General features: G+C 55.8%; 21 protein-coding genes and 1 other RNA gene. 5 read left to right on the top strand and 17 right to left on the bottom strand.

The window, feature by feature from the left end:
* Positions 1-26: 26 nt before the first annotated feature.
* Entirely contained in the window at positions 27-1247 is a 1221-nt protein-coding gene (locus NIG5292_RS00170; RefSeq protein ID WP_048597325.1) for a multidrug effflux MFS transporter, read from the top strand.
* Positions 1248-1295: 48 nt separating this feature from the next.
* A complete protein-coding gene (locus tag NIG5292_RS00165; RefSeq protein ID WP_048597324.1) occupies positions 1296-2675 on the top strand; it encodes a helix-turn-helix domain-containing protein in 1380 nt (459 codons plus the stop codon).
* Positions 2676-2682: 7 nt separating this feature from the next.
* Here NIG5292_RS00165 and NIG5292_RS00160 read toward each other — a convergent pair whose 3' ends face one another.
* From NIG5292_RS00160 to NIG5292_RS00135, 6 genes are all read right to left on the bottom strand, one after another.
* On the bottom strand, positions 2683-3336 hold the full coding sequence (locus tag NIG5292_RS00160) for a thermonuclease family protein (protein ID WP_048597323.1): 654 nt from the start codon (positions 3334-3336) through the stop codon (positions 2683-2685).
* A gap of 61 nt (positions 3337-3397) precedes the next feature.
* A complete protein-coding gene (gene betB / locus NIG5292_RS00155; protein WP_048597322.1) occupies positions 3398-4849 on the bottom strand; it encodes a betaine-aldehyde dehydrogenase in 1452 nt (483 codons plus the stop codon).
* A gap of 10 nt (positions 4850-4859) precedes the next feature.
* The gene (gene betC / locus NIG5292_RS00150; protein WP_048597321.1) at positions 4860-6368 is read right to left on the bottom strand and encodes a choline-sulfatase; all 1509 of its coding nucleotides are present in this window, start codon (positions 6366-6368) and stop codon (positions 4860-4862) included.
* Positions 6369-7262 carry a DMT family transporter gene (locus NIG5292_RS00145; RefSeq protein WP_048597320.1) on the bottom strand — a complete coding sequence of 298 codons (894 nt, stop codon included), beginning with the start codon at positions 7260-7262 and terminating at the stop codon, positions 6369-6371.
* Entirely contained in the window at positions 7259-7867 is a 609-nt protein-coding gene (locus NIG5292_RS00140; protein WP_082136575.1) for a LysE/ArgO family amino acid transporter, read from the bottom strand. The genes NIG5292_RS00145 and NIG5292_RS00140 overlap by 4 nt, the downstream gene beginning before the upstream one ends.
* A 91-nt stretch (positions 7868-7958) precedes the next feature.
* Positions 7959-8708, bottom strand: coding sequence for a YebC/PmpR family DNA-binding transcriptional regulator (locus NIG5292_RS00135; protein ID WP_048597319.1), 750 nt, complete (start codon positions 8706-8708; stop codon positions 7959-7961).
* A gap of 108 nt (positions 8709-8816) precedes the next feature.
* On the opposite strand from NIG5292_RS00135, the gene NIG5292_RS00130 reads away from it, so the two are divergent.
* Entirely contained in the window at positions 8817-10589 is a 1773-nt protein-coding gene (locus NIG5292_RS00130; protein ID WP_048597318.1) for an SLC13 family permease, read from the top strand.
* 8 nt (positions 10590-10597) lie between these two features.
* Here the strand turns inward: NIG5292_RS00130 and NIG5292_RS00125 are convergent, their stop codons facing one another.
* The 7 genes from NIG5292_RS00125 to NIG5292_RS00095 form a co-directional block, all read right to left on the bottom strand.
* A complete protein-coding gene (locus tag NIG5292_RS00125; RefSeq protein WP_048597317.1) occupies positions 10598-12379 on the bottom strand; it encodes an SLC13 family permease in 1782 nt (593 codons plus the stop codon).
* Positions 12380-12487: 108 nt separating this feature from the next.
* On the bottom strand, positions 12488-13312 hold the full coding sequence (locus tag NIG5292_RS00120) for a TIGR00282 family metallophosphoesterase (protein WP_048597316.1): 825 nt from the start codon (positions 13310-13312) through the stop codon (positions 12488-12490).
* Positions 13313-13378: 66 nt separating this feature from the next.
* Entirely contained in the window at positions 13379-13948 is a 570-nt protein-coding gene (locus NIG5292_RS00115) for a 5-formyltetrahydrofolate cyclo-ligase (RefSeq protein ID WP_048597315.1), read from the bottom strand.
* Positions 13945-15300 carry a magnesium transporter gene (gene mgtE, locus NIG5292_RS00110; protein WP_233488126.1) on the bottom strand — a complete coding sequence of 452 codons (1356 nt, stop codon included), beginning with the start codon at positions 15298-15300 and terminating at the stop codon, positions 13945-13947. The genes NIG5292_RS00115 and mgtE overlap by 4 nt, the downstream gene beginning before the upstream one ends.
* Positions 15301-15407: 107 nt before the next feature.
* Positions 15408-15887 carry a CAP domain-containing protein gene (locus NIG5292_RS00105; protein ID WP_082136574.1) on the bottom strand — a complete coding sequence of 160 codons (480 nt, stop codon included), beginning with the start codon at positions 15885-15887 and terminating at the stop codon, positions 15408-15410.
* A gap of 13 nt (positions 15888-15900) precedes the next feature.
* On the bottom strand, positions 15901-16722 hold the full coding sequence (gene hisN, locus NIG5292_RS00100) for a histidinol-phosphatase (RefSeq protein ID WP_048597313.1): 822 nt from the start codon (positions 16720-16722) through the stop codon (positions 15901-15903).
* A gap of 109 nt (positions 16723-16831) precedes the next feature.
* The gene (locus NIG5292_RS00095; RefSeq protein WP_048597312.1) at positions 16832-17182 is read right to left on the bottom strand and encodes a helix-turn-helix domain-containing protein; all 351 of its coding nucleotides are present in this window, start codon (positions 17180-17182) and stop codon (positions 16832-16834) included.
* 347 nt (positions 17183-17529) lie between these two features.
* Here NIG5292_RS00095 and NIG5292_RS00090 point away from each other — a divergent pair, with 347 nt between their 5' ends.
* Both NIG5292_RS00090 and NIG5292_RS00085 read left to right on the top strand, forming a co-directional pair.
* On the top strand, positions 17530-18489 hold the full coding sequence (locus tag NIG5292_RS00090) for an NADPH:quinone oxidoreductase family protein (RefSeq protein ID WP_048597311.1): 960 nt from the start codon (positions 17530-17532) through the stop codon (positions 18487-18489).
* Positions 18490-18702: 213 nt separating this feature from the next.
* Complete coding sequence (locus NIG5292_RS00085; protein ID WP_048597336.1) at positions 18703-19440, top strand: Bax inhibitor-1/YccA family protein; 738 nt, start codon at positions 18703-18705, stop codon at positions 19438-19440.
* A gap of 289 nt (positions 19441-19729) precedes the next feature.
* On the opposite strand, the gene rpmG is transcribed toward NIG5292_RS00085, so the two are convergent.
* The 4 genes from rpmG to NIG5292_RS00070 form a co-directional block, all read right to left on the bottom strand.
* Positions 19730-19897 carry a 50S ribosomal protein L33 gene (rpmG, locus tag NIG5292_RS00080; protein WP_048597310.1) on the bottom strand — a complete coding sequence of 56 codons (168 nt, stop codon included), beginning with the start codon at positions 19895-19897 and terminating at the stop codon, positions 19730-19732.
* 145 nt (positions 19898-20042) lie between these two features.
* A complete protein-coding gene (locus tag NIG5292_RS00075; protein WP_143082019.1) occupies positions 20043-20372 on the bottom strand; it encodes a hypothetical protein in 330 nt (109 codons plus the stop codon).
* A gap of 249 nt (positions 20373-20621) precedes the next feature.
* Positions 20622-21014, bottom strand: an RNA gene (gene rnpB / locus NIG5292_RS14430) — RNase P RNA component class A.
* Between the two features lie 31 nt (positions 21015-21045).
* The gene (locus tag NIG5292_RS00070) at positions 21046-21735 is read right to left on the bottom strand and encodes an N-acetylmuramoyl-L-alanine amidase (RefSeq protein WP_048597308.1); all 690 of its coding nucleotides are present in this window, start codon (positions 21733-21735) and stop codon (positions 21046-21048) included.
* Positions 21736-21737: the final 2 nt, after the last annotated feature.

Genomic DNA, 21737 nt, shown 5'->3' with positions numbered 1-21737 from the left:
TGCCCCAAACCCGCTAAAGCAAAGTCATGAAGTTTACCATGCAGCCAGCGCGTACGGCTCCTCACATCGCAACCCTCATCTCGCTTGCAGGCATCTCTGCGCTGACGATGAACATCTTTCTGCCCTCGCTGCCAACGATGACGGCACATTTCGGGGCGGACTACGCAGTGATGCAGCTGTCCGTTGCGCTTTATCTTGCGGTAAGTGCCGCACTGCAGATCGTCATCGGCCCGTTGTCTGACAGATACGGCCGCCGGCCGGTGCTGCTTTGGGGGCTTTCTCTTTTTTGTCTGGCAACGGTTGGCACCCTTGTGGCCCCAACGACCGAATGGTTTCTGGCCGCGCGCATGGCACAGGCAGTGATGGCCGTAGGGTTGGTGCTGTCGCGCGCCGTGGTCCGCGACATGGTGCCCACAGATCAAGCCGCCAGCATGATCGGATATGTGACTATGGGCATGTCGATCGTGCCGATGATTGGCCCCGGAATCGGCGGCGTGCTGGATCAAGCATTTGGATGGCAGGCAAATTTCTGGCTACTCCTCGGGCTTGGTGTTGCGATGCTTTACGCCGTCTATGTGGATCTGGGGGAAACACTTCCCGCAGACCGTTTTGGCGCCGGCCAAAGTTTTCGCGCCCAAATCCGCGACTATCCCCATTTGCTTCTTTCACAGCGCTTCTGGGGCTACTGCCTTGCATCTGCCTTCGCATCAGGCGCGTTTTTCGCCTACCTTGGTGGCGCACCATTTGTGGGCACGACCCTTTTTGACCTTGATCCTGCGATGCTTGGCTTTTTGTTTGGCGCGCCAGCGTTGGGATATTTTGCGGGCAATTGGATCACGGGCAAATACGCAGCCCGCGTCGGCGTGAATATGATGGTGCTTGTGGGCGCTATTTTGATCACCCTTGGAATGACACTTTTGTTCCTGACATTTCTGGCGGGCATCCAAACGGAGTTGGTCTTTTTCGGCTTCATGACAACCGTGGGATTGGGCAACGGCATGGTCATCCCCAACGCCACTGCGGGCATGCTAAGCGTGCGTCCACAACTTGCGGGCACTGCATCTGGTCTAGGAAGCGCCATCATGATTGGTGGGGGTGCTGCGTTGTCAGCCATGGCGGGTATCATGCTGAATGAAGAGACCGGCGCATGGCCACTGCTGTGGATCATGATACTGACGTCGTTCGCCGCACTGGCGTGCATCCTCTACACAATCCACAGAGAGCGCCAATTGACCCGCCAAGCGTAACTTTGCAAACCCATTGATTAACCGCAGCGTATTTGCAAATGTTTCGGGATGGCACAGCAAAAACTCTACGCTGGCGTAAAGCTACGCGACATCCGAACCAAACACGGGCTGACCCAAAAGCTTTTCGCCGAGCGGTTGGGCGTGTCCTTGAGCTATCTAAACCAGATGGAAAACAACAACCGTCCTCTTGCGACGGGAGTTGTCTTAGCGCTGGCGTCCGAGTTTGGGTATGACGTGCGCGGCCTATCCATGGGTGAGGCCGAAAGGATGGTCACGGATATCCGCGAGGCCTTGGCCGATCCCGTTTTCCCCGATCAAGTCCCCCTGCCCGACCTTCAACTGATCAGCTCAAACGCACCGGCTTTTGCCAAGTCTTTTCTGGATTTACACAAAGCCTACCGCGAAGTGCATGACAGGCTTGCCTCGCTCGACGAGGCCCTTGGCCGCGATGGCACGGGGCTGCGCCTGTCGCCTTGGGAAGAAGTGCGCGACTTTTTTCACTATTGCGACAACTACATTGATGCAGTCGATGTGGCCGCTGAAAACTTTGCGTTGCGTAAACTGACCCTGGATGAGGCATTTGACGAGATCGGTGTGATGTTGCTGCGCACGGACGCAGGCCCGTTGCGGCGCTATGATCAGGCCACGCGCTGTTTGCGCATTTCCGAACGCGCCAGCCCCGCCACTTACCGCTTTCAAGCACTGGTGCAAATTGCCCTACTGACCCACGACAAGCTGCTTGAAGCGACCCTTGACCTGGCCCGCTTTCAAACGACTGAGGCGCGCGACATCGCCAAGATTGGTCTGGCTAATTATTTCGCGGGCGCTGCGATGATGCCCTACGGTGAGTTTTTGGATGTGGCGCGCAGTACGCGCCATGATCTTGAACGGTTGGCTGCGCATTTCGGCGCCTCAATCGAGCAGGTCGCACACCGGCTTTCCACCCTGCAGCGGCCCGGTGCCAAGGGGATTCCGTTCTTCTTTGTGCGCGTTGATCCGGCGGGCACGATCACCAAACGTCACTCCTCTACACGGTTGCAATTTGCCCGTTTCGGTGGGGCCTGCCCGCTTTGGAATGTCCACCGCGCTTTTGAAACGCCGGGGCGTTTCTTGCGCCAACTGGCCGAAACCCCTGATGGGCATCGCTACATCAGCATCGCCCGTGACGTCAGTAAATCAGGTGGTGCTTTTGATGCGCCCACGCGCCGCTATGCCATTGCCCTTGGCTGCGAAGTGCAGCACGCACCGCAAATCATTTACGCCGACGGAATGGATATTTCGGGACCTCATGTGTTTGAACCGATCGGCGTGTCGTGTCGTATTTGTGAGCGGTCAAATTGCCACCAACGATCCGTTCCGCCCCTTGAGCGCAGCTTGAACGCGGACCCAAATAGTCGTGAAATTCTGCCTTATACGTTGGACCCGTAACCGACCGTCATTGCCCCGCACGCCGCCAACCTGCGCGCTGCGCTTCAGATGCGGAGCAAAACCAGCGCTCGCCACGGTTTTCGTTGATGCCCGTGCGCGCGTAAAATCGATCGCCGGGCATATGATAGATGCGGCCGTTCTTTGAGATATTGCCTTTGATCGCACAGTTTGGATCCGGTGCATCACGGCCACGGGCCGCTTGTTGTCGCGCCACGGCGGGACGTTCGTAGGTGCTTGACCAGAGGCCGCGGTTTTGCACGGAAGCCGACTTTTCAAGGGTGACGTAATCGCGTGAGTATTTCACGTAGGCCAGCGCCAATCCATCAGCCACAAGTTCTGCGCCCACGTCGCGGCCCGCCACAAAACACTTGGCCACGATCCGGCCATACCGGTCCACATCACGGGTTTTGCAGGTTGCGCGCTGGCCTTGGTAACGGGCGCGCACTTCGTCTTGGACATAAGTGCCACAGTCCCACCGCACGCCCTGTGCAGAGCGGCAGGTTTGGCCTACTTCGACCGCATCAATGCCGTGCAACCGCACACGTTCACCACCCACATCGAAGGTGTCGCCATCAATCACACGGATAACACCTGACGGATCAACCGCAGCAAGTGTTGCTGAAAACAGGGTCAGGAAAAGAAAAAAGGCACATCTTACCATTTGGTTAAGATGTGCCCCAACGCGCCGTGGCGCAAGTCAAATCGGGTGAAAGGTTAACCGTTTAAAACGGGGCCTCAACGTCCCCCATTGCCACGTAGACGGTCTTTACTTCCGAGTAATGATTGATCGCCTCTTTCGAGTTTTCGCGGCCCACACCGGACGCTTTCGCACCGCCAAAGGGGGCCTCAACAGGTGCAAGGTTATAGGTGTTGATGTAGCAGGTGCCCGCCTCAAAGCCTTTCACCACGCGGTGCGCACGGGTGATGTCTTTGGTGAACACCCCTGCGGCCAGCCCGAATTCCGTGTCATTTGCGCGGGCCAGAACTTCGTCTTCGCAGGTGAATGACAACACGGACATCACGGGGCCGAAAATTTCCTCGCGGGCAATTGTCATGTCATCTGTGACGTCCGCGAACACAGTCGGCTGAAGGTAGAACCCATCTTGGTCCAGCTGTTTACCACCGTAGACCAGACGCGCGCCCTCGGCCTCGCCTTTGGCGATGAAGCCTTTGACGATCTCCATTTGCGTAGCGCTGACCATGGGGCCGAAAGTTGTTTCAGGGTCCATCGGATCACCGATGATTGCCGTATCAAGGCGCGCGCAGAGCCGCTCAAGAAACTGCTCAAGAATGTCTGCATGCACAAAGACACGGGTGCCGTTTGAGCACACCTGACCTGAGGAATAGAAATTGCCCAAGATTGCGCCACTTACGGCGTTTTCAATATCAGCGTCCTCAAAAACGATCATGGGGGATTTGCCGCCAAGCTCCACCGTGACGTGCTTCATCTGCGCCGCAGCGGCCGCGTAGACCTTGCGCCCCGTTGGCACAGAGCCCGTCAGCGACACTTTGTTGACGCGCGGTTCGCCCACCAGTTTAGCCCCCACATCGCCCAAGCCTTGGACCACATTGTAAAGGCCCGCAGGGGCGCCTGCTTCCATCATGATTTCCGCAACTTTCAACGCACAAAGCGGTGTGGTTTCGGATGGTTTGAAGATCATCGCGTTGCCGCAGGCCAGTGCGGGCGCGCCTTTCCAGCATGCAATCTGCGTGGGGTAGTTCCACGCGCCAATGCCAACGCAAAGCCCCAATGGCTCACGCACCGTGTAGACGAAATCATCGCCCAGCTGGATGTGCTCGCCTGTCAAAGAGCCTGCCAGCCCGCCGAAATACTCAAGCGCGTCCGCACCAGACGTGGCATCCGCTACAGAGGTTTCCGAGTAGGGTTTGCCGGTGTCATAAGTCTCAAGGACAGACAGGTCGTGGTTGCGCGCGCGCATGATGTCAGCGGCCCGTCGCAGCACGCGGCCACGCTCTGTGCCGGTCATCGCCGCCCACGCTTTTTGCGCCCGCATACCGCTTTGCACCGCTGCTTCGATCACCGCATCCGTGGCCGAATGAACTGTGGCCACCACTTTGCCAGTGGCGGGGTAAATCACGTCGATTGGCGTGCCCGCAGTATCTTCGAGGTATTTACCATCCACAAAATGGCTCGCCTTGGGTTGGGTTTGCATGATGCTCTCCTTACTCGCCGCGCGGGAAGCGTTTGCTTTCTTCCAGCACGTTCAGATCCATATGGTTGCGCATGTATTGCTCGGATGCGCGCTTAAGCGGTTGATAGTCCCAAGGGTAGTAATCGCCGTTTCGAAGCGCCTCGTAGACCACCCACCGTTTGGCCTGTGAGTGGCGCACATCTGCATCAAAACGGGCAAGGTCCCAACGGGCTTCTGACTTGGCGCGCAGGGTTTGCAACGTGCCTTGATGCGCAGGGTCTTCTGCCAAGTTCGTCAGTTCGTGCGGGTCATCTTCAAGGTTAAAAAGCTGATCTGCATCAAGGGTGCAGCGGTTGTATTTCCACGGGCCATAGCGCAACGAGACAAGCGGCGCGTAAGAGGCCTCGGCCGCGTATTCCATTGCCACAGGCTCGGTCCGTTCAACGCCCTGCCCCATCGGAACCAGCGACTGACCTGCGGTCCATGGCATGACCTCATCCATGCTGACACCGGCCAGATCACATAAGGTCGGGCATACGTCGATGTTGCTAACGGGGGTCTCGTGAAGGCCCGCATCCATTTGCGGCGCACAGATCATCATGGGCACCCGCGACGACCCTTCATAGAACGACATTTTGAACCACAACCCACGCTCGCCCAGCATATCACCGTGATCTGAAACGAAGACGATGATCGCTTCTTGGCGGGTATCTTCAAGTACCTGAAGCAGCTCACCAACTTTGTCATCGAGGTACGAGATGTTGGCAAAATACGCTTGGCGCGAGCGGCGGATATCTTCTTTTGTGATGTCAAAACTACGCCAATCGTTCGCATCGAAGATACGCTTGGAGTGGGTGTCGTGATCTTCGTAATCCATCGCCGGAATTTCCGGTTCAAGATGCTCACAATCCTCATAAAGGTCCCAATATTTCTTGCGCGCCACATAAGGGTCATGGGGGTGCGTGAAGCTGACGGTCATGCACCACGGACGCTCATCAAGCCCACGGGAAAACTCGTAAAGCTTGGTCTTTGCATTATAGGCGACCTCGTCATCATATTCCATTTGGTTGGACGTTTCAGCCACACCGGCACCGGTCACAGAGCCCATGTTGTGATACCACCAATCAATCCGCTCACCGGGTTTGCGGTAATCGGGGGTCCAGCCGAAATCAGCGGGATAAATGTCTGTGGTCAGACGTTCCTCAAAGCCGTGCATCTGATCTGGGCCAACAAAGTGCATCTTGCCTGACAAGCAGGTCCGGTAGCCAGCGCGGCGCAGATGGTGCGCATAAGTTGGCACGCTTGACGGAAACTCGGCCGCGTTGTCGTAAACACCTGTGGCGGAAGGCAACTGCCCCGACATGAACGCAGCCCGGCCCGGCGCGCAAAGCGGGCTTGCCGTGTAGGCGTTTTTGAAACGGGTTGAACGCGCCGCAAGCTTTTTAAGGTTCGGTGCATGAAGCCACTCTGCAGGACCATCGGGAAAGAGTGTGCCGTTCAACTGGTCAACCATAAGGATTAGGATATTCGGCTTCATTATTTATACCTTCGTTTCATGTGTAACTGGCGTGACGGCGCGCTTTTTTTGTGCCTCGCGCCACGTGATAAATATGACGGATGCGACAATGACTAACCCGCCAAAAACGACCCAAGCATCAACAGGCTCGCCAAAAACCACAACCCCCAGAAGCGTTGCCCAGACAAGCTGTAGGAACGTTGCGGGCTGGGTCACGGTGACCGGAGCTACCGCGAATGCAAGCGTCATGGTGTAGTGACCAGCGGTGGCAAAACACGCAACGCCAAATAAGATAACGATGTCGTGAAAACTGACCGGCACCCAGACTGCATAGGCAAAAGGCGCAAGGCCAATTGTCACCGTGATCGAGAGCATGCCAACAATCACCGCCGGTCCAAGCTGTCCGCTGAGTTGTTTGGCCAGAAGATATCCAGCACCAAAACCAAAAGCCGTAAATAGCATTGCGATATGGCCAATATCAACTTCCCGAAATCCGGGGCGCAAAATGATCAGTGCGCCAACCAGCGCACAGATAATCGCAGCGATGCGCGGCAGGGCAAGCTTTTCACCCAAAAACAGCGCCGCACCGATGGTGACGTAAACAGGGCCTAGGTAATTCATCGCTGTGACCTCGGCCAAAGGGATGCGCGTCATTGCATAAAACCAACAGATCACCGCAAGCGTGTGTACAAAACCGCGTGCTGAAAACAGGACCAACTGACGCTTGGTCAAATGCGCATCAAGGATCGGCTTGATCATTGGGATCAGGAACACCAACCCAAGCAGGTACCGCAAAAATGCGCTTTGTGCGGCGGGCACGCGGCCATCCGTGTATTTGACCAACGCCGTGACTGTCACGAACATTACACCCGTGACGACCATCCAGAAAATACCGCGGCGCGCAGAAGGTTGCGTCATGGCAGCAACAACTTAAGCGCAATAGCCCACATCAACAGCCCCACACCGGCATCCAAGATTTGCCAACTGCGCGGCTTGGCAAAGAAAGGCGTCAGCAACCGCGCGCCATATCCGAGAGTGAAGAAAAACGAAAAGCTGGCCAAAATTGCCCCAATGCCAAAAGCCATTTTATCATCATATTCCGCTGACACCGATCCGATTAGGATGACTGTATCAAGATACACGTGTGGGTTTAGCCATGTGATGGCAGCCACCGCGGCCAAAGCCCCAATCAGCGGGGTGCGTTGCCCTTCCGATGGTACCAGCGCTTGCCCGCCTTTATAGGCGGACAGAAAACTACGCGCGCCATAGGCGATCAAGAACGCCGCACCGCCGTATGTGAAAAGCGGCTCAACCCACGGTGCCGCATTTGTCATGGCTGTAAATCCCATGACACCTGCTGTGATCAAAATGGCATCTGAAGTTGCGCAGAACAGCACCAGCGGCAGGACATGCTCGCGGCGTACACCATAGCGCAACACCAAAGCATTTTGTGCCCCAATCGCCACGATCAATGACAAAGCAACACCATAGCCCGCGAAAAACGCACCGTTCACCATGGGCATACCCTCTTCTTCTTTTGTTCAAAATATCCAAATAAAAAATGCCGCGACCCCGAGCCGCGACATTAGAACCTTACAGAGCTAGTAGCTGGGTTTACTCACTGCCCAGTTGCTCCATGACCTCGTCGCTAGCCTCGAAGTTGGCGGTGACTGTTTGCACGTCATCATCGTCTTCAAGCGCTTCGATCAGGCGCATCAGCTTTTGCATACCTTCAAGATCAAGCTCGGTCGTCGTTGTGGGTTTCCAGATCAGTTTTGTGCTGTCTGACTCGCCCAATTCAGCCTCAAGCGCTTGGGATACCGCGTGCAAATCTGTGTCGGCGCAATAGACCACGTGGCCTTCTTCGTCGCTTTCCACATCTTCGGCACCGGCTTCAATTGCTGCCATCATAACTGTGTCGTTGTCGCCTACGGATGCTGGGTAGCTAACCGCGCCTTTGCGGTCGAACATAAAGCCCACACTACCGGTTTCGCCCAAGTTGCCACCTGATTTGGTGAAAGTTGAACGTACGGTGCTGGCGGTGCGGTTGCGGTTGTCGGTCATTGTCTCCACGATCACAGCAACGCCACCTGGGCCGTAGCCTTCGTAGCGGATCTCATCGTAGTTTTCCGCATCACCACCTTGGGACTTCTTGATCGCGCGATCAATTACGTCCTTGGGAACCGATTGTGATTTGGCTTCTTTCACCGCAAGACGCAGGCGCGGGTTGTTGTCTGGATCAGGGTCGCCCATTTTGGCGGCCACAGTGATCTCTTTTGCGAGCTTGGAAAACAGCTTTGAGCGCAGCTTATCCTGACGGCCCTTGCGGTGCTGAATATTCGCCCATTTTGAGTGGCCAGCCATGTGCCATCCTCCCTCTTTAATTTAGTGTTGCTGCCTTATAGCCCCGCGTGAAAGCGGGTTGCAATGGGCAGGGGCTTGCTTTCACATGACCCAAACGGAGCGTGCCTTATGACGATTGATCAAATTATCCTTTTCACTCTTTTTGGTGCCGTGTTCGGCATGCTTCTTTGGGGGCGGTTTCGCTATGATTTGGTGGCGTTTGCGGCCCTGATGATCGGGGTGGTGTTGGGCGTTGTCCCCACCAAGGATGCGTTCAGCGGCTTCGGTCATCCAGCCACTTTGGTGGTAGCCCTCGTTTTGATTGTGTCTGCAGGTCTGGTCAGATCAGGCGCGGTTTACTTGATCACCCGCACGTTGGTGGACGCCACACGTGGACTTGGCGGGCATATCGCGTTAATGGGCGGCATTGGCGGGGTATTATCGGCCTTTATGAACAACGTGGCGGCGCTGGCACTTTTGATGCCAGTCGACATTCAAACCGCGCGCAAAGCAGGCCGTGCGCCGGGGCTATCCCTGATGCCTTTATCGTTTGCAACAATTCTTGGGGGCATGGCCACGCTGATTGGGACACCCCCGAATATCATCATTGCAACGATCCGCGAAGAAAGCCTTGGTGAGCCGCTCAAGATGTTCGACTTCGCCCCTGTTGGCGGGATCACGGCCATCGCCGGTTTGGCATTTGTCGCGCTAATCGGGTGGCGATTAATCCCCAGCAAAGCCGATAGCACCAACGCCGCAGATGAGTTTGCCTCATATATCGCCGAGTTGACTGTGCCTGAGGACAGCAAACATATCGGCAAAACCGTGGCCGAGCTTGATGAAGTGGCCGAGAAGAACGACGTGGCAATTTTAGGATTGATCCGCGATGGCAAACGCCTGCGCGGGCTGTCCAAAACCCGCACGTTAAAAGCGGCTGACGCCTTAGTGATCGAAGCCTCCCCCGAGGCATTGGATGAATTCCGTGCAGCCCTTTCGTTAGATTTTGCAGATGAACGCCGCGAAGAATTGCTGCGCGCTGATGGGGCCGGACTAAACATCATAGAAATTGTTGTGACCGATGCGTCACGTCTGAACGGCCGTACCGCGCAGGCCGTGGGTATGTCATGGCGACGGCGGGCCATTTTGATGGGCATCAGCCGCGAAGGTCGCGCAATCAAAAGCCAAATCCGCCAAACCCCCCTTAAGCCTGGTGATATCTTACTGGTGTTGCTGCCTGACGGAACTGAGGCGGATGTCACTGATTGGCTTGGATGTCTGCCCCTTGCGGACCGTGGCCTTAGTGTGACCCAAGACAATAAAGTTTGGGTGGCGATTGGACTTTTCGCAGCTGCGGTTATTGCCGCCTCTCTTGGCTGGATTTACCTGCCCATCGCCCTTGGTATTGTGGTCATCGGTTTTGTTTTGTTGAAGATCATTCCGATCCGCGAAGTGTATGACCATATCGAATGGCCCGTGGTGGTCCTGCTTGGTTCAATGATCCCGCTTGGCGCTGCTCTTGAGACATCGGGCGGCACAGAATTGATCGCGGACAGCTTGATTGATCTGACTACAGGCCTGCCCGCATGGGCCATTTTGACAGTGCTGATGATTGTGACCATGACCCTGTCTGACGTGCTGAACAACACCGCAACGACTATTGTGGCGGCCCCGATTGGCATCCAGATGGCGCAGTCTTTGGGTGTGAACCCCGATCCGTTTTTGATGGCTGTGGCAGTGGCCGCATCATCGGCGTTTCTCACCCCCATCGGGCACAAGAATAACACCCTTATTCTGGGGCCCGGGGCCTACAGTTTCGGGGACTACTGGCGGATGGGATTGCCGCTTGAAATTCTTGTTGTCGGTGTGTCCATACCAGCCATCTTGGTGTTCTGGCCGCTATAACTACGCAGCTAGAACGGCCACAGGATTGGAATTATCGCACTTGCCAGCACACCGATTGACAGGTTCAGCGGAATACCCACCCGCATGAAATCTTTGAAATGATATCCACCGGGACCATACACCAGCATATTCGTTTGATAGCCTATTGGCGTGGCAAAACTGGCACTGGCAGCGACCATCACGGCCACAACAAGCGGGCGCGGATCAATCCCTAATTGGGTCGCGACACCAATGGCCACGGGGGTGACAACCACTGCAACAGCGTTGTTGCTAACCAGTTCCGTCAGAACAGAAGTGATGAGATAAATCACCCACACCAACAAGAAGGGTGGCAAGATCGCCAAAGCGGGCTCAAGAATGCCAACAATCAGCGACACAGCCCCCGATGATTGCAACGCAGCACCCACCGCGAGCATTGCAAAAATTAGCGCCAACAAACGGCCATCTACAAAACCAAAGGCCTCCTCTGCATCGATGCAGCGGGTGGCCAAAACAACTGCAACTGCGACAATCGCCAACAAGAAAATTGGCGCAACACCAAGGCCAGCAAAAGCCACGATCGCGACAAGAGCCGCTAGGGCGATGGGAGCTTTGCTGCGGCGTAAGGCGCGGTCCGATGGCTGGCTGACGTCGACCAAATCCATCTCTTCGGCAAGGCGGGAAATATCTGCTGCCGCGCCTTCAATCAGCAACGTGTCCCCGACCCGCACCACAATATCATCAAGGCCGCGCCCGATGTTTTGGTTACGGCGGTGCACGGCCAAGGGATACACACCAAAACGCCGACGCAGCCGCATCGCCCCAAGTGAACGACCAACCATTTTACACCCCGGTGTGATCAACACCTCAACGGTGCTTGTCTCAACAGAGCTAAGCTTATCGACAGTTGCCACATCTTTGCTGGCTTGGATGCCCAGCAACTCGGACATCTCGGTGCGCAATACCACGCGGTCACCTGCCTCAAGGCTGACGGATGGCAAATTGCGGCGCAAAGACAAATCTCCGCGCAGAACATCAACCAGGCGCACACCTTCACGCTTGAACATATCCACGTTCACCACCTGCTGTCCGATCAACCCCGACCCTTCAGGCAGTGCGACTTCGGTGAAAAACTTCATCTTACTGCGGCCGCCCAGAAGGCCCGCCATGCTGTCACGGTCAGGTAGCAGCATCGGTGCGATCACCCCAAGATACACCATACCCCACGCCACCAAGATGATACCGAGAGGCGTGATCTCAAAGATTGTGAAAGGCGCCAGTCCTTCCGCACGCGCGACACCGTCTACTAGCAGGTTTGTCGACGTGCCGATCAACGTCAGTGTGCCACCCATCACCGCCGCATAGCTAAGCGGGATCAGAAGTTTCGAGGGTTTCTTGCCAAGCTTTTTGGCCAATTGGATAAACACAGGGATCATCACAACAACCACAGGCGTGTTGCTGACAAACGCACTGGCAATCACCACGAACCCGATCAGCCCACCCACCGCGAGGGCAGGGTTTTTATCCGCATGCCGCTCGGCCAAATGGGTAAAAGCCGCCAAAGCGCCAGTGCGCACCAAAGCCCCCATCACGATAAACATCGCGGCAATTGTCCACGGCGCAGGGTTGGCCAACACATCCACCGCCGCCTGATAGGGCAACACACCCAAAGCCAACAGCATCGCAACGCCCAAAATCGCGACCACTTCGGTGGGAAAGGCTTCGCGCATAAACAGCACAAACATCCCCACAACAACCGCCAGCGTGATAACCGCTTGGCCCGTCTGTCCAAGGGATAAAAGTTCAATCATGATGCTACCTTACTCAATAGACTTGTTCGTAAGTATAGCGCGTCTGTCTTGCGCGCAAAAGAAATGCTTGCGCATGCTTGGGGCTTATTTTTGCGAGGTGAAAACGATCTAAGTCAGCGGGCTTGGCCCAGATTGCTGAAGCCGCCCCCCGATGCGCACCATCTCGACGCGCAGCGCCTTGCCCGTGGCATCATCAGTCTCAACATATAGGCCCGCGCACGTGCCCGCCTCAGCCGCCGGTTCAAAACGCCCCTTACCCATGCCCGTCACAAAACGGCGCAACGGTTCTTTTTTGTCCATGCCAATCACTGAATTGTAATCGCCGCACATGCCCGCATCCGCCTGAAAGGCTGTACCGCTTGGCAAAATCTGCGCATCACCGGTTGGCACATGGGTGTGTGTCCCCACAACGACGCTGGCGCGCCCGTCACAAAAATGCCCCATGGCCATCTTCTCGGATGTTGCCTCGCAATGCACATCGACCAAAATGGCCTGCACCTGACCGCCCAGCGGATGGCGCGACAAAACCGCATCGATGGCCGAAAACGGATCATCAAACGCACGCTTCATGAAGACTTGTCCCAAAACCTGAGTAACCAAAATGCGTTTGCGGCTGGCGGTTTCGAAAATGCGCACCCCGCGGCCCGGTGCTTGCTTGGCAAAGTTCAAAGGGCGAATGATGCGTGTCTCTTTTTCGGCGTATTGCAGCATGTCGCGCTGATCAAAAGCATGATCGCCAAGCGTCACACAATCAGCCCCTACCTCAAACAACAACTTGGCATGGGCTTCGTTCAGACCTGCGCCATTGGTCGCGTTTTCACCGTTCACCACAACAAAATCGAGGCCCCATTGCGCCCGCATCTTGGGCAGATGTTCGACCACAGCACTGCGGCCAGAGCGGCCAACGACGTCACCTAAAAAGAGTATCTTCATAAGGTCCCTGCCTAGGCCTAGTCGCCGGTGTGAGCAAGATGCGCGCTCAAATAATCCAACAAACGCCTATGGCGTAATCACGCCCTGTTCGGTCACAATCATGTTGAGCGGCTGATCTGTTGGCTCAAGCGGCAAGGCGGTTTGCTGTTGTGCGCTATAGGCAAAGCCAATCGCCAACGTAGGACGCGCGGCGCGCAGCAACTCAAGAGTGCGGTCATAAAAACCGCCACCGTAGCCCAAACGCCCGCCAGCGGCATCAAATGCGACAAGCGGCACAATCACAACTTCGGGGATCAACGTATCGCCCTTTTCGGGCACCATCGCCTTAAACGGGCCTTCGATCATGCGCGCATCTGGTACCCACTCACGAAACGTCAGCGGTTTTCCCGCAGCCTCGATAACGGGCAAGCACACTTTACCGTGTGCAGCGGCCTCGGACATTGCAGGGCGCGGATCAATCTCGGTGTTGATGGGCCAGTATCCAGCGACGCAAGAACCACGGTATCCTGCAAGAACCTCACTTAGCACACCCGCAGCCGCGTCTGTGCTGGCCTCATGGGCAATGCGGCGGGCAGCAAAAGCAGTGGCGCGGGCGGCCTTTTTCAACAAAGCAAGTTCGTTTTCAGCGCTGCTCACAACAGCACCATCGCGGCCAAGCCAAGAAACGCGAAAAAGCCTACAACATCCGTAACGGTGGTCACAAAAGCACCAGAGGCAAGCGCAGGATCAACGCCCAGCTTTTCAAGCGCCACAGGAATGACCGTGCCTGCGAGCCCCGCAATAACCAAATTGACCACCATGGCCACACCGATGACAGCCCCCAACACGGGCGAGCCGAACCACAGCACACCGACCACGCCCATCACAACTGCAAAGATCAAACCGTTCACCAAGCCCACCAAAACCTCGCGGCGGATAACGCGCCACACGTTGCTGCCCGTCAAATCTTTGGTCGCAATCGCGCGCACAGCCACGGTCAATGACTGCGTGCCCGCATTCCCGCCCATGGAGGCAACAATCGGCATCAAAACCGCAAGGGCCACAAATTGCGCGATCACATCTTCAAACTGCGCGATCACGAGCGAGGCCAAGATCGCGGTGACCAAATTGACAGCTAACCACGGGAAGCGGCGCTTGGTGGTCTCGATCACTTTGTCCGACAGCGATCCCTCGCCCACACCTGCAAGCCGCAGGATGTCTTCTTCGTGCTCTTCATCCAGCACGGCCATGGCGTCATCTATCGTGATGATGCCCACAAGGCGCTCGTCAGCATCCACAACGGGGGCCGAAATGAGGTGATATTGGTTGAACGCATAGGCCACATCGCCTTCGTCCTGATCCACGCGGAACGTGCGAAAACTGTCCTCAACGATCTCGCTCAGATCTGTGTCGCGGCGTGAGCCCAAAAGCTTGCCGAGTGTCACATAGCCCACAGGCTTCATGCGCGGGTCCGTCAGAACGACGTGATAAAAATCATCTGGCAGATCATCTTCATTTCGTAGAAAGTCAATGGCTTGGCCGACTTTCCAATGCTGCGGGGCCATAACGACCTCACGCTGCATCAAACGGCCAGCGGATTCCTCGGGGTATGAAAGTGATTGCTCAACAGCGACGCGGTCCGCATCATCAAGCGCCTCAAGCACCGCGCCCTGTTGCTCGGCGCCCATGTCCTCAAGCAGGTCAACAACGTCGTCAGTTTCAAGATCGCGCACCGCCGAGGCAAGCTCTTGCGGCTCAAGCCCGTCAATGACCCCTTCGCGCAGACTTTCTTCCAGCTCGGACAGAACATCCCCGTCTACGCCGCCCTTCCAAACCGATAGCAAACGCGACCGCGCGCTGTCATCAATTTGCTCGAGGTAGTCGGCAATATCGGCGGGGTGGAGCGGCTCCATCAGGACCGAGATTGCATCCCCGTCTTGCGCCTCAACAGCCTCGCGCACCGCCGAGGCAAACCGTCCATCAAGGGCGAAATCACCGGCGTCACTCATGGATGCTGTGCTGTCGTGCTCGGCCATTGTTGCCCCCATCGCCCTCGTCGCTGCGTCTCTTGTATGAAACGCGCGGGCCAATCAATCAACCGCGCAATCGCCCGAACCTAGCGGCAGGGGGCGGCCAAAACCATTACCCAGGTATCGCCGTCTTGCGCCAAACCAAAAGCGCGGGCTTTGGGGTTCAAAATATTGGCGCGGTGCCCCGCAGAGCCCAGCCATGCGGCCAGCACAGCTGCCTCACTGGGCCACGTGTTGGCAATGTTTTCTGCAGCAAAACAGGCATCGTAACCGGTCATTTTCACCCGCTGCAGCACGTTAGAACCGCTTGAGCCGCGATGCGAGAAAAAACCAACAGTGCTCATATCAGAGGCATGGGCCAGTGCTGCGCGGTCCAAACGCGTATCACGCACAACCGCGGGCACACTGTTGCGCAACCTGTTTTGATTAACCGTGAGCAGAAAATCACCCTGTACCGCGGACAGCTCTGCGTATTGCTCACCCTCAATTACGATGGGCCGTAAATTACCGCCAACAGCGCATCCGCTTAGGGCCAAAATACACGCCCCGATCCATACTCGTAACATCTTTCACCCCTTACTAAACGCTATCGTTAAACGGCTCCAAAATCTTCAACGCTTCAGCGTGTACCTGCGCATTTGCCGCGGCGACGACCCGCCCGCCGTGATGGGCCACACCCCCATCCCAGCTGGTCACAACACCACCCGCGGCCTCGATCACCCCGATCGGACCCGCGATATCATAAGCATTCAACCCCGCTTCGATTACTAAATCAACCTGACCCGTCGCAACCAAAGCATATCCGTAACAATCCATGCCAAACCGCGTTAGTTTGCACAGCTTCGAGACGGCCTCAAAACCTGCGCGTTCAACGGGACTGCCCACTTCGGGGAAAGTGCTGAGCAAAATCGCATCGCCAAGTGCTGTCGTCTGGGTCGATGTACGCAGCGGCATCTCACCGTGCGGGCCGCTCATCCGTGCGGTGCCAAACCCGCCCACGAAACGCTCGCCAATATACGGCTGATCAATCACGCCAAGCAAAACACCGTGCTCATCTTGCAGAGCAATCAACACGCCCCAAGTCGGCGTGCCACTAATGAACCCGCGTGTGCCATCAATCGGATCAAGCACCCACGTCAGCCCCGATGTGCCAGAGGTCGCGCCGTATTCCTCACCCAAAATCCCATCATCGGGCCGCAGATTTGCAAAAACGTCCCGCATCGCACGCTCGGCGGCGCGGTCTGCTTCGGTCACAGGGTCAAAATCAGCTGGGCGCTTGTTGTCCACGACCAGCGGCGCGCGGAAATACGGCAGGATCACATCACGCGCAGCATCTGCTGCGGCATGTGCGGCTTCGATCAAAGCGCGTTGCAGGTCTGGATCAATCGTGCGGCGGTCCATGTGCGGCGCTCCATCAAAGCAAAAAGGGCACCCTACGGCGCCCTAAAGACCTACAGCAGACCCACTGCCCTATTCAAGTGATCCCGAAAATGAGGAACGGTAAGCTGCGCTACGCAACATCGCTGAGGACACGCGCAAGATCAAACAGCTTGCGGCGCTGGTTTTCTGGAATGGCGTAATATGTGCGCACCAATTCCATCGCCTCTTTTTCGGCGAACATGTCATCAACCTCAGTGGTGGGCGTGTCTGCGCCATCAAAGAAAAAGCTAACGGGGCAATCAAGAGCACCGGCAATGTCCCAAAGTCGAGACGCAGAAACCCGATTTGCACCGGTCTCGTACTTTTGGATCTGCTGGAACTTGATCCCGACAGCTTCCGCCAATTGCTGTTGGGTCATCCCCACCAGCCATCGCCGGTGACGGATCCGTTTCCCAACATGTTCGTCGACGTGATGCGTCATAAATTCATTCCACCTCTGATTGCATAGCAATTACCACAAGCAACCCATGCGACAAATCACAAAAAATTCACGCTGCTGTAGTCAAAAAATTTCAATGTGATGCAATACATTGATAACGTTATAGATAACTAGCCTCAATTATTGAATATGTGCGTGAATATCTTTCGAAACAAGAAAATATTCAAAATCCTGCATTTATGGTACATATTTGACACCTTGCCCCTACGTCACTTCACTGTATCCATTGGTCTGCAATTAAACAGCATACAAAATTGTATGGGAAATTTTACAAAAGCACCCTTTTGTCCCTAACGATTCGCCTGAATGCTTAACCAATGAGGCCCGATATGCGCGCTTTTCAAATTCATGACCTGGAAACGCCTCCCACTTTGCGTGACGTGCCCCGACCCACTGCAGCCGCTGGTGAAGTGGTCGTGAAAGTTGCCGCATGCGGGCTGAACTTTGGTGACTTACTGATGATGACGGGCCGCTACCAAGAACGCCCGCCCTTGCCTGCTACATTAGGTATGGAAATCTCGGGCACGGTGGCAGAAGTAGGTAATGGTGTGCACCATCTTCGCGTGGGTCAACGAGTCATTGGATTTGGCGGCCACGGCGGGCTTGCAGATTACTGCGCACTGGCAGCAGACCGTTGCGCCCCGCTGGATGACACCATGGACGACATAACCGCGGCCGCTTTTCAGGTGGCCTATGGGACCAGCCACCTAGCGCTCACCAAGCGCGCGCGCCTTGCCAAGGGCGAAACCTTGCTGGTGACTGGCGCCGCCGGTGGTGTTGGACTGACCGCAGTTGAATTGGGGGCCAAGCTTGGCGCAACAGTGATTGCAGCCGCGCGCGGGGCACAAAAGCTCGAAATCTGCAAAGCGGCAGGCGCACATCATGTGATCGACACAGACACTGACGACCTAACCGCCCGCGTCAAAGCGCTTGGCGGCGCGGACGTTATCTATGAAACCATCGGCGGTGATATTTTCACGTCAGCTTTCAAAGCGTGCAACCGAGGCGGGCGTATCGTTGTGATCGGCTTTGCTGGTGGCACTGTGCCCCCCGTTGCCGCAAATCACCTCTTGGTGAAGAACATTGATCTGATCGGTTTTTATTGGGGTGGATACCTACCCATAAATCCGGGCGCGCTGTATGAAAGCCTGGGTGATCTGATGCGTTGGCACGCTGCCGGAAATCTTGCGCCCCACGTCAGCCACGTTCTACCAATTGAGCAAGCAGCAGACGGCTTTGAGCTGTTGCGTGCACGCAAATCCACAGGAAAGATCGTTATTACGCTCTAGCGGCACGGCTTAATGCAGTCCTTACAAGGCAATTTCAAAACACCGTGATTAAAGGTAATTTTGAACTGGATATTCCATACTACAGACCAGTATATTAGACCGATATCCCTTGAAAACGGGCGCGAGTATGACAATATGACAAGCAATCGCGGCGGGGGTTTTAACCCTTCCCGACGCGGCGTCAGGGAAACTTAAGCGAAAGGGCCAATGGAAATGGCACAATTCGACACTGCCCGCGCAGGCGTGGGCATCCGCACCGCAGAAATCGACGAGGGTCTGCGCGCACATATGAACAAAGTCTACGGCACAATGTCCGTGGGCATGCTGATCACATTCGCAGTGGCTTGGGCCGTGGGTACATCCCCTGCCTTGCTGTCTGTGTTCCGTGATCCCGCAACACTGCAACCAAACATCCTCGGCTGGATCATCATGTTCGCGCCGCTGGCGATGGTTTTCGGCTTCAGCGCCATGATTAACCGCTTCTCGGCAGCTGCTGCACAGCTGTTCTTTTACGCCTTTGCGGCGGTGATGGGGCTGTCAATGGCGTGGATCTTCGTGGCCTTCACAGGCATGAGCATCGCACAAGTGTTCTTGGTAACATCGATCGCTTTCGCGGGTCTGTCGCTTTACGGCTATACCACAAAGAAAGACATCTCAGGCTGGGGTAGCTTCTTGATCATGGGCGTGATCGGCATCTTGGTGGCAATGGTCGTCAACATCTGGCTGCAATCACCAGCGATTATGTTCGTCGTATCTGTTCTGGGTGTTCTGATCTTCGCGGGCCTCACAGCCTACGACACCCAAAAGATCAAGACAGAGTACCTCGCACACGCTCACCACGGCGATACAGAGTGGCTCGGAAAGTCAGCAATCATGGGTGCGTTGAACCTCTACCTCGACTTCATCAACATGTTCATGTTCCTGCTGCAACTGCTCGGCAATCGTGAATAATCAAACGCTATTTTGACGAACGTAAAGCCCTCCGCGCACATCGCACGGGGGGCTTTTTTCTTTCTGCGATGCGGGTTTAACCTGCAGCTAAGGAAGTGCTCTGAGAGAAGGAAGAGAGACGCAGTAGGTCTCTTTAAGGTGATCTGGTACGTGATACCATTGCATCCACCCAAACTGATCTACACACTGTTGAGACGCCTAAACACAAACCAGCGAACGAAAAAAGCCGCGCAGATCTGCGCGGCTTCTTGAATTAGATTGAGTAGTCGGAAAATCAGTAGCGCGAAGCTTACTTGATTTTGCCTTCTTTGTACTCAACGTGCTTTCGGATGACGGGGTCGTATTTGTTCACAACCATTTTCTCAGTCATCGTGCGGGCGTTCTTTTTGGTCACGTAGAAGTGGCCAGTGCCTGCTGTTGAATTCAGGCGGATTTTAATCGTGGTTGGCTTCGCCATTTGATCTCTCCTAAAAGGGGGCCGCGCCACACCTCGGGGGCCGCTCCGGAAACTTGAACCCGCCTTCTATCCGCAACAGGCCCCAAGTCAACCTGATTCTGCGTCCAAATCGGGCAAATCATCCGCCGCTTGAAAAATACCTGCGCTAAACTGGCTGATTGGCGGATTGCGGATGGGATACCACCATAATTGCCGTGATATCATCAGGTCCATACGTGATCGGCGCAAGCACCGCCGCCCATAATCTGCTGACGCCGCTGCTGTCTACGCGCTTGTGCTCAACGCGCACTGTAAGCCCATCTGCACTGCTACAAATCGCTGCTGCTATCGCCTCTCGCACTGAAGCAGGCCAAAGCATCTCCCAATGCAGCCCCTTGCGCTCACCTACACCGAAGTGGCTTTGGCTCATGTTATTTTCGCGGATGATCCTGCCATCCGTTTCAAGAATTTCGACGGACAGGTTGGTTTCGTCCATCATTAAATCCATGCGCGCCTGAGCTCGCGCTCCGCTCAAATCGCACGCATAACTATCAATTGTTCGAATTACATTTAACGCTGCCATAGCGGCAGACCCCAATCATAAACAAAGTATGAATATACTTAGACACAGCGAACCTGCCGCCTCATTGTTTGAATCTACACTGTAAACTTTTAACCACACATGAATGTGTACCGTTTAGTTTACAATTTGTTTTCGGAACACCGAAGCTCATGCAGACTTAAAATGTGTGGAGGGTCTATAAGCCGGATTTTGTCCAAGGCGTTACCACCTCTGGATGACCATTCCTCTAGCGGACCTGTCACCAAGCCCGTCAAGCTGCCAACCCGAACCTGCTGGGGCCGATGGCGCCCCGCCCGACCGAAATCAGGCACGCGGTTCCTATTTGGCATTGCTCCTGGTGGGGCTTGCCATGCCGTCCCTGTTACCAGCGACGCGGTGGTCTCTTAAACCACCGTTTCACCCTTACCTTGCATGCAAGGCGGTCTGTTTTCTGTGGCGCTATCCGTCAGATTGCTCTGCCCAGGCGTTACCTGGCACCATTCCATCACGGAGTCCGGACTTTCCTCGATGCGCGCCCCCGAAAGGACGCAACAGCGCGGTCATCCGACCCTCCACACATAGGCTCGCGCTTACCCCCGCGCCTGTCTCAGGTCAACGACAAGCTGCGCGCGCTGAACCGTGTCGCAAGATCGTCCATCATCGCGCAGTCCGTCGCATCAAGCGGGCCAACGTGCCACGGGCGAAACCTATGGCGGAATGCTTCAAAGACCGCATCCACACCCGCCTCGTTCACAGGATAGCCAAACTGTGCAGCAGTCTGCGCAAAATCAGCTGTGTCGCGCCCAATCGATGCATCAGACCAAACAGAAAGCCCTTTTTGGGCCAAACGTTGCCAATCAAAAAACCGGCCCGGGTCTTGCTTGCGCGCAGGGGCCATGTCCGAGTGACCAATAACGCCGTGAGGTGCGATGCGCCAACGATCCATCACACAGGCCAGCACCACTTCAAGACGGTGCATTTGCGCGTCACTGAAACGTACCCGCCCACTGTTTAGCAACTCAATTCCAATTGAGCGCGAGTTGATATCACTCACCCCAGCCCAACTGCCCGCCCCTGCGTGCCACGCGCGCATAGCGCCATCCACAAGCGTAAAGAGCCGACCATCCTCATCAATCAGATAGTGACAGCTGACCTCATGCTCGGGGGTACAGAGCCGTTCAAGCACCTCGTCCAAATCGGTCATCGCCGTGTAATGCAGCACCACAAGCTGGGGCGTCAGCCCATCCCGGCGGGGGCCGAAATTAGGACTTGGGTGCCAAATACTATCCGCAAGCATGC

Source organism: Nereida ignava (assembly GCF_001049735.1).
GTDB lineage: Bacteria > Pseudomonadota > Alphaproteobacteria > Rhodobacterales > Rhodobacteraceae > Nereida > Nereida ignava.
This window is presented reverse-complemented; position numbering and strand designations above follow the sequence as displayed.

What these genes read in the sequence shown, in the direction of transcription:
- NIG5292_RS00125 (WP_048597317.1), bottom strand. Translation starts at nt 12,379, where the DNA reads ATGATTGAACTTTTATCCCTTGGACAGACGGGCCAAGCGGTTATCACG.
- betB (WP_048597322.1), bottom strand. Translation starts at nt 4,849, where the DNA reads ATGCAAACCCAACCCAAGGCGAGCCATTTTGTGGATGGTAAATACCTC.
- rpmG (WP_048597310.1), bottom strand. Translation starts at nt 19,897, where the DNA reads ATGGCGAAGCCAACCACGATTAAAATCCGCCTGAATTCAACAGCAGGC.
- NIG5292_RS00090 (WP_048597311.1), top strand. Translation starts at nt 17,530, where the DNA reads ATGCGCGCTTTTCAAATTCATGACCTGGAAACGCCTCCCACTTTGCGT.
- NIG5292_RS00135 (WP_048597319.1), bottom strand. Translation starts at nt 8,708, where the DNA reads ATGGCTGGCCACTCAAAATGGGCGAATATTCAGCACCGCAAGGGCCGT.
- hisN (WP_048597313.1), bottom strand. Translation starts at nt 16,722, where the DNA reads ATGGACCGCCGCACGATTGATCCAGACCTGCAACGCGCTTTGATCGAA.
- NIG5292_RS00105 (WP_082136574.1), bottom strand. Translation starts at nt 15,887, where the DNA reads ATGTTACGAGTATGGATCGGGGCGTGTATTTTGGCCCTAAGCGGATGC.
- NIG5292_RS00165 (WP_048597324.1), top strand. Translation starts at nt 1,296, where the DNA reads ATGGCACAGCAAAAACTCTACGCTGGCGTAAAGCTACGCGACATCCGA.
- NIG5292_RS00085 (WP_048597336.1), top strand. Translation starts at nt 18,703, where the DNA reads ATGGCACAATTCGACACTGCCCGCGCAGGCGTGGGCATCCGCACCGCA.
- NIG5292_RS00120 (WP_048597316.1), bottom strand. Translation starts at nt 13,312, where the DNA reads ATGAAGATACTCTTTTTAGGTGACGTCGTTGGCCGCTCTGGCCGCAGT.
- NIG5292_RS00130 (WP_048597318.1), top strand. Translation starts at nt 8,817, where the DNA reads ATGACGATTGATCAAATTATCCTTTTCACTCTTTTTGGTGCCGTGTTC.
- mgtE (WP_233488126.1), bottom strand. Translation starts at nt 15,300, where the DNA reads ATGAGTGACGCCGGTGATTTCGCCCTTGATGGACGGTTTGCCTCGGCG.
- NIG5292_RS00140 (WP_082136575.1), bottom strand. Translation starts at nt 7,867, where the DNA reads ATGCCCATGGTGAACGGTGCGTTTTTCGCGGGCTATGGTGTTGCTTTG.
- NIG5292_RS00075 (WP_143082019.1), bottom strand. Translation starts at nt 20,372, where the DNA reads ATGGACGAAACCAACCTGTCCGTCGAAATTCTTGAAACGGATGGCAGG.
- NIG5292_RS00070 (WP_048597308.1), bottom strand. Translation starts at nt 21,735, where the DNA reads ATGCTTGCGGATAGTATTTGGCACCCAAGTCCTAATTTCGGCCCCCGC.
- NIG5292_RS00145 (WP_048597320.1), bottom strand. Translation starts at nt 7,262, where the DNA reads ATGACGCAACCTTCTGCGCGCCGCGGTATTTTCTGGATGGTCGTCACG.
- NIG5292_RS00170 (WP_048597325.1), top strand. Translation starts at nt 27, where the DNA reads ATGAAGTTTACCATGCAGCCAGCGCGTACGGCTCCTCACATCGCAACC.
- NIG5292_RS00095 (WP_048597312.1), bottom strand. Translation starts at nt 17,182, where the DNA reads ATGACGCATCACGTCGACGAACATGTTGGGAAACGGATCCGTCACCGG.
- NIG5292_RS00160 (WP_048597323.1), bottom strand. Translation starts at nt 3,336, where the DNA reads ATGGTAAGATGTGCCTTTTTTCTTTTCCTGACCCTGTTTTCAGCAACA.